Source organism: Bacillus cereus group sp. BfR-BA-01360 (assembly GCF_022663595.1).
In the GTDB taxonomy this organism is placed as follows: Bacteria; Bacillota; Bacilli; order Bacillales; family Bacillaceae_G; genus Bacillus_A; species Bacillus_A cytotoxicus.
This window is the reverse complement of the sequence record NZ_JAKUFV010000045.1, coordinates 1-7,094: the sequence shown is the minus strand read 5'-3', so window position 1 is coordinate 7,094 and position 7,094 is coordinate 1. Positions and strand designations below refer to the sequence as shown.

The window sequence follows — 7,094 nt, the reverse complement described above, 5'->3', positions numbered from 1 at the left end:
TGGTTGTGTGGTAACTTCTATTTTACACGAAGCGAGGTGGGCTTTTTTGTTTTTTCTTTAGGTGTCGCACTTAATAATACAATTCGTCATAAAAATAAATAGAAACAGGAGTAGATTAATTTCTACTCCTGCAAATCTAAATTAATGTTTTCCCCAAACATTTTGGCGAATAGTTACAGGTTTTTCAAATTCCTTTTTCATACTAAACATCTCCTTGTTAAATTAATTTAGATACTCGATAAACAAAAAGATTATTAATTGTGAATATTTGACTATTCACAATATTAATTTACCATAATTCAAGATTTTTAAATTAGGATAATTATGTATATTTTGTGTAATGTTCTATTTTTCCGACTCTACATGGCGTGTGTCAACGGTACCGGACTGAACCCGTAAGGGTGAGGGAGGATAAGGAGTTGACACACTCACTATGCGACCCTCTTGGTTTGTCAAAACGTTTACGTTTTGGCCTGCCAACTGGCGAGGGAGTCCCTCAAGGATTGAGGGGTTGGGGAGTTCGATTGAAGGGGTCAAGGGGGATTCTCCCCCTTGTAGGTTCGGACAAAGTCCGAGGTTTTTTGCCATGTTAAACATGGGTCGGCGGAGCCGACAAGCGTCGCAGACCCCTATGTATTTTGATGCGTTAGCATCAAAATACATATAGATTTTACATAAATTGACTCCATTTCGTCGCTTTGCTAGACTTATGGTATCAATTCATCTAGGGGAAGTGGTGACATTTTATGTTGTTCTCTATTTCATTTAACCAATCTCACAAAAGTTCATTGAGCCATAATAACAGGGAAAACATTCATGGAAATCCTGGCATAGACCCAACCAGGTTGGATCAGAATATTTACTTTGTTCAAAAGGACATCCGAAGTGTATACAAGGATGTTTTTCAAGAAGCAGTTGACAAGGTACAACGAAAAGAAAAAACGGAATGATCGCAAAATTAAGGACTATTATGAAAAAATACGTAAAGATGAAAAGACGCATGAGCAAAGAGAATTGGTCGTAGCGATTGGGGAAGGAAAAGATGATCCAAAGTATAGGGAAGCCAAAAAGGAAGCGTTAAAACGGTATGCTGAGGCGTTTCAAGGGCGAAATCCTAATCTGGCAGTGTATAACATGGTTTTACATGATGATGAAGCCAATCCGCATTTACATATTAATTATGTACCGAATTTCGAAAGTAGTCGAGGATTAACAAGGCGTGTCGGAATGGATAGAGCTTTGCAACAACAAGCTGTAAAAGGAAAAGGGACGGAGCTAATTGCGAATTGGAGACAATTGGAAACGGATTATATTGAATCTTTGGCTAAAGAACAAATTCCAAACTTTGAACGTGCTAATGTAGGTTCCCATAAATACATGAAAGTCCGTCAATATAAGGAATATGCAGAAGCAAAGTCAACTATTGAAAACCAAGTGCAAGAAAAAGAAACAAAATTACAAGGGATTGACTATCATTTAAAAAATGTTGAAGAGAAAACAAACGAATTACAGGTAACAAAAAAGAGTTTGGAAAGGGATGTCATTGATAAGTACAAAGAATTAGAGATAGTAAAACGACAAGTAGAGAATGGAAGTGAAAAGCTGCAGCTAATTAGCCAGCGTCATGTAGAGTTAGAAAAAAGAGTAGAACAAATGCAAAAAGAATTAGATAGTGCTACGGATCAAGTGCCAAATGAGCCTGTTGTGATTCCGTTTTTACGTAGAGAAGTAATAACAGAAGTACAAGATAAAATGTTTGGGAAAGCTGAAATTACGAAGAAACAGACAAGAAATTATGTATTATCACAGGAACAATATCAGGAATTTACAAAACAAGTGAATGCAGCGGTTACTATCAAAAATGATTATGAGCGTTTGAGAAAAACAAATTTTGTACAGGAAAATGAAGGTTTACGATTGGGGGGAGAATATCTAATACAAGACAATAAAGAGTTGAAGATAGAAAATAAAAAATTAGAAAGAGAAGTTAGAATGTTAAATACTGAAATAAGCTCATTAAAGGCTCATATAAAAGATTTGGAGATGAATATAAGGGTTTTATATCAACAAACTAAAAAAGTCCTTAAAGAGAAATTTCAGACGTTTAGAGAACATGTTAAAAATGAACTAGTTAATAAGAGTGTAAGTAATCAATTTGAGAGTGAACATAAAAGAGAAATAGCTAGTAGACAACGGGGATTTGATATGAATCGTTAGAAGATATTATAACGATTTAAGTAAAATTTTTGGGGAACTTTGTTTGACAATATTTTGAGAGCATATGTGTGATAGAATGATAGAATAAAAAACGAGCCATGCGGCTAACATGGCTCGTTTATTGGGTATTCAACGTAAATACCTTGAAAACTTAAATCATCTATTTATAGATTATCATAATTTAAAAAAGATACAAACAAAAAAATATGGAAAAATATAAATAGTACGGACAAGGTATTTTTGTTGATTCCCTCAATTAAGGAGGAATTAACTTAGATATGACAAAGAAAATTATTGATTTTGGACAAGCTGAAAAAAGGGCAAAAGAAAGAGATAGCAAGATTGATAGTATTTATGATCAGTTACAAGCTGGTGGTTATTCAGAAGAAGAAAAAGCAATGCTTTTGCAATTGTTAAGCAAGACTACTGGTGAAGAATATTTCATAGGTAAAAAGAAAAAGCCTACAGATAGGGTGAAATTTGTGCAGATTATTATGGACAATTATAATTACTTGCTTAAAATAAACTATCTAACCAATGCGGAAAAGGCTTTTTTGATGGATTTGATACCTTATATAGAATTTAAAACTAATATTCTTGTAGAACGAGCGAATGAAGAAAATGAATTTGATTCAGATAGTGCTACGCCTAGTTATTTCGCTAAGGAATTAAAAAGAGATCGTTCGAAGATTTCAAAAATGATGAATGTTTTAATGAAAAAAGGAATTTTAGCGGTTGCTGAAACAGGTACTACAACAGAAGACGGACGGATTTGTACGAGTCGAACATGGTTTGTGAATCCTAATATTATGTGTTGTAGTCCGAAAGATGGAGTGGATAAGGCAACTCAAAAGATTTTTAAAAAGGCACTTAGAAATTTTCTTGGTGAAGACGGAAAGAAACATAAATTACCAATTTATTTATTTTAGATGTTTTAGGTGTGGCTTTTTGGCAACACCCTATGTCTTATAAACCCTTGATATTACTAGATTTCTTCATTTTGCCTATCTCACTCTTATATATAGAGCTAAAAGTTCCGCAAGGAACGGGTCGTATTTTTGAGAAACCCACTCAAAAATCTCCACCCTCACCATCAAAAAGTCGGTTCGTTTATCCTCACCTAAAGACTATTGTCTTTTCTTTTTGATGTTGTCCTTGCGGAACTGTTTTCGGCGGGTTTTTCGCTTTCGCCAAGTCGAACAGACTAAAAACGAGGATATCGGTTGCTCGACTTGGACTAGCAATTGTACCCACCGAACCGCCAGTCCTATCGTCCTAAGGGATAAGCTTACTCTATATAAAGTTACGTTCTAGAGGATTAGCCCCCTAACCCCCCAGCCAGCACTCACACCCGAAAACAAGGGGATTCCTCTATTTATTTTAGTAGATTAGTTATTTAGTTAGTGAACTATGTGTATGTTTTCTGTCACATGTATTTTCATCCTGTATTTGAAAATTATGTTATTTTTATGGAAGGTTATACAAATAACATAATGATTCAGGAGGATGATTGATGAAAAAACTATTGATTGGTTTTATTGCTATTTTATTTTTTGTTTTTGGTTTTAATTTGAAGATGCTTTCAGCTGAAGAGGTTATTGATTATCAGTCTCTTTATAACCAAGCAATTGAAAAAGGAGTTTTAGATCAAAATAGTGTATCTTTTGATCAATGGCTTGAACAAAATGAAAAAGAATTTATGCCTGTATATCAAGATGGTTTGAATCAAGGTGTTTTTCAAGAGCCACTATCTTATACTGAATGGTTAAAATTAAATAATTATGGACAACCCCCTATTTCACCAACTGGAGATAATAAAATTTTGGAAGATGTAACTATCAGAAGAGCAAATTGGGGTGGTTTTACGTTAAAAGCTGGTGATATATTTATAACAAATGCTACAAGTTCTTCAGGGATTTTAGGACATGCAGCTATTGCCAATGGCGATAATTATATTTTACATATGCCTGGTGCTGGTAAAGAAAATGAACAGTTAACTACATCTAAGTGGATGAACAGTTAACTACATCTAAGTGGATGAACAGTTAACTACATCTAAGTGGATGAACAGATATACTGAGTCAGGAAAATGGATTAAGGTTTATCGTTTAAAAGATCAAAATCTTGCTAGGGATGTAGCTAGATATGCTGATAGAAATTTTTATTCCACTACTGGAAGTGCAACTAAAAATATTCATTTAAGTTATAGCATTAATTTACGTCTATACGAAAAAAATCCAACATATTGTTCTAAATTAGTATTCCAAGCATTATATTATGGTTCTGGTTCAAGAAATGTGATGAAAGCAGTTAGCGGAATCGTAACTCCTTATGGTTTAATTGATACTTTTAATGCAGCGTATAAACCACCATTAGTAAAAACATATTAACAAATAATTTGGAGGATTGAATTTGAAAAAAAAGATGATACTCCTTACAATTCTTACCTTATTAGTTTTATTGGGTAGTTTTATTTTATTTCATAGATTACAAGCAAAAAAAGCGATATATGATTATATTGCTAAACAAGGCATACAAGAAAGCCAGTTAAAATATATAGATTTTCATAAAGATCTTAAATTTGGTGGATATTGGATGGCTGTTTATGTTGAAGGAGAAAATCCTGATATTCATTATGAATATTTCTATAAAGATAAAAAAGTTAACTTTCAAGCGTATCTTAATTCTGAAAAAGCTATAAAGAATAAACAGTGGGGTGGAAGTGGTCTTAGTGATACAGAGATGAAAAAGTTAAAGTATCCACCTTTACAATAAACAGTAAAAAAAGACCAATTAGTACTTATTTACGTAGTACTAATTGGTCTTTTGATTTTTATATTTATTTTAGTACTATAAATGACTAAAAAACAAGTAAAGTTCTATGTTTCTGAAAAAGAAATGGAACGTTTGAAACTTTTATCAGAAAGGCGGTTTATGACTGTTCCAAATTATACGAAGTTAACCGCTTTAGGTGTTCAAATTCGTCAACCGAAAGAGATAATTTTAGGCGGCTTGGATTTACAAGAAGATACAACGGTATTGAAAGAGATTTTGGAGAGAAGGCAAGGGATTTGATTGATAGTCAAATAGAAAATAAAGGTGTTTTCGTTGGTGCCCATAATATGAGAGGGGCAACAATACATGAAGGAACAATTATTAATTTTGGACAAGCTGAAAAAAGGTTCTGGCGCAAAAAATATAACACTTGTGCAATGAATCTAAAATGGTTGAAGCATATGAAAAGCTGTCTATATCTTATCCTAATGAAATTGCCTTACAGGTAATAGGACTTTCAGTTACAGAAGATACAATAAGAAACTGTACAAAAACTGGATTGTCTCGTATTAGAAGTTATATTTTGGAGAGATTCCAATCAGCGAATGTTCCAAATGCAGAGGAGGAAGTAACAACTTTTTTAGCTAGAGGAATACTTTGTAATATTTCTTATTACCTAGATTTACCAGAATTCATTTATAATGAAAGAAAATAAGCTAACCGATTCTTTTCGGTTTTTTATTTCAAAGTTAGTTATTGATTGATAACTAACTGAGTGAAAAATTAAAGGGGGATTTATAATATGGAAAAGGCAATTGTTTTAGGAGCAACAGGTGGATCTGGTCAAGCGATTGTATCAGAACTATTATCTAGAGAATTAGAAGTTATTGCTTTTGGACGTTCAGAAAGCAAATTAAAAAGATTAATGAAAGAGAATGGTTCTACACCTTTGTTAACGTATAAGTTAGGCGATATTTTTGATTATACAACTATCATAGAGGCTGCAAAAGATGTAGATGTCATATTTCAATGCGCGAATGTTCAATATCACGAAATGGCAGATAAACTCCTTTTACTTGGCGAAAATGTAATGAAGGCAGCAGATATTTTAAACAAGAAAATAGTTATTGTTGATGGAATATATGTTTATGGTCACCAAGTAGCTAAAGGAGATGAAAATCATCCTAAACAACCTCATACAAAAAAAGGGAAGATTAGGGTTGAATTTGAAAAATTAATATTTGATAAGAAATGGAGAAATGCAAAAGCATTAATTGTTAGATTGCCGGACTATTATGGTATAACTTCGCAGAATTCTTACTTACATCCTACATTGACTGGACTTGCAGAAAATAAAATTTCTATTTTTATTGGTAATCTAAAAACACCAAGAGAATATGTTTATTTACCAGATGCTGCCAAGATGATTGTAGAAATAGCGAACAAAGATGATTCTTATGGAGAAAATTGGAACATTCCTGGTGCTGGTTTGATTTCAGGAAAGGAAATAATAAAATATGCACGTGAAATTACTGGGAATAAGAAAATGGTTATTCCATTAAATAAAAATGCAATCCGTATAAGTGGATTGTTTGACCCAGTTATGAAAGAAGTAGTAGAAATTATGTATCTTACAGAAGAAGGATTTACTCTAAGCGGAGAAAAATATGAAAATAGAATAGGTAAAATAATAGCTACACCTTATAAAGAGGGGCTAAAAGAAACGTTAAACTTCTTAATGGGAAAAATTAAAAGAAAAGAGGATTAAAATCTGGAACAAAATTATGAGTAGAGAATAATAATTTATTTAAGATTAATTATTATTTATTAAACAATCAATAACTAATGCGGAATTTAGAAAAAAATATACTCTTTATATATTTAATAGGGCAGCTAACGGATATTTGTTTAGTTACATTTTCGTCTCATTAATAACAGTTTAAATACTCAATTAAAAGGTATGAATGTTAAGCGTAGAAAGTAGAAGATAGTCAAACTTTTTTATAAAAATTGGATTTGAGTCAATATTTTGGACACAAAAAAGTTAAATCTAAGCTACTTTTATAGCCAGATCTTCTATTGTTTGAGGAGTTTTATAACCG

Annotated in this window: 7 protein-coding genes and 2 pseudogenes; 8 read left to right on the top strand and 1 reads right to left on the bottom strand. The window is 32.4% G+C overall.

The window, feature by feature from the left end:
• Positions 1-141: 141 nt before the first annotated feature.
• A complete protein-coding gene (gene wgkA / locus MR056_RS22915) occupies positions 142-201 on the bottom strand; it encodes a tryglysin family RiPP peptide (RefSeq protein WP_425319874.1) in 60 nt (19 codons plus the stop codon).
• A 545-nt stretch (positions 202-746) separates the two neighbouring features.
• Here wgkA and MR056_RS21375 point away from each other — a divergent pair.
• From MR056_RS21375 to MR056_RS21340, 8 genes and pseudogenes are all read left to right on the top strand, one after another.
• A pseudogene (locus MR056_RS21375) lies at positions 747-2,217 on the top strand (plasmid recombination protein).
• A gap of 278 nt (positions 2,218-2,495) precedes the next feature.
• Entirely contained in the window at positions 2,496-3,146 is a 651-nt protein-coding gene (locus MR056_RS21370) for a hypothetical protein (RefSeq protein WP_012094736.1), read from the top strand.
• Between the two features lie 584 nt (positions 3,147-3,730).
• Entirely contained in the window at positions 3,731-4,240 is a 510-nt protein-coding gene (locus MR056_RS21365; protein WP_242136696.1) for a hypothetical protein, read from the top strand.
• Between the two features lie 40 nt (positions 4,241-4,280).
• Entirely contained in the window at positions 4,281-4,607 is a 327-nt protein-coding gene (locus MR056_RS21360) for a hypothetical protein (protein WP_242136695.1), read from the top strand.
• A 34-nt stretch (positions 4,608-4,641) separates the two neighbouring features.
• A complete protein-coding gene (locus tag MR056_RS21355) occupies positions 4,642-4,992 on the top strand; it encodes a DUF3139 domain-containing protein (protein WP_048723157.1) in 351 nt (116 codons plus the stop codon).
• A gap of 159 nt (positions 4,993-5,151) precedes the next feature.
• Positions 5,152-5,292: a hypothetical protein gene (locus MR056_RS21350; protein ID WP_237701306.1), complete on the top strand. Its 141-nt coding sequence runs from the start codon at positions 5,152-5,154 to the stop codon at positions 5,290-5,292.
• 145 nt (positions 5,293-5,437) lie between these two features.
• Positions 5,438-5,707, top strand: a pseudogene (locus tag MR056_RS21345) (TetR/AcrR family transcriptional regulator); the annotation flags it as partial.
• An 87-nt stretch (positions 5,708-5,794) separates the two neighbouring features.
• Positions 5,795-6,760 (top strand): NAD-dependent epimerase/dehydratase family protein, encoded by a 966-nt coding sequence (locus tag MR056_RS21340; RefSeq protein ID WP_012094731.1) that lies wholly within the window; start codon positions 5,795-5,797, stop codon positions 6,758-6,760.
• Positions 6,761-7,094: the final 334 nt, after the last annotated feature.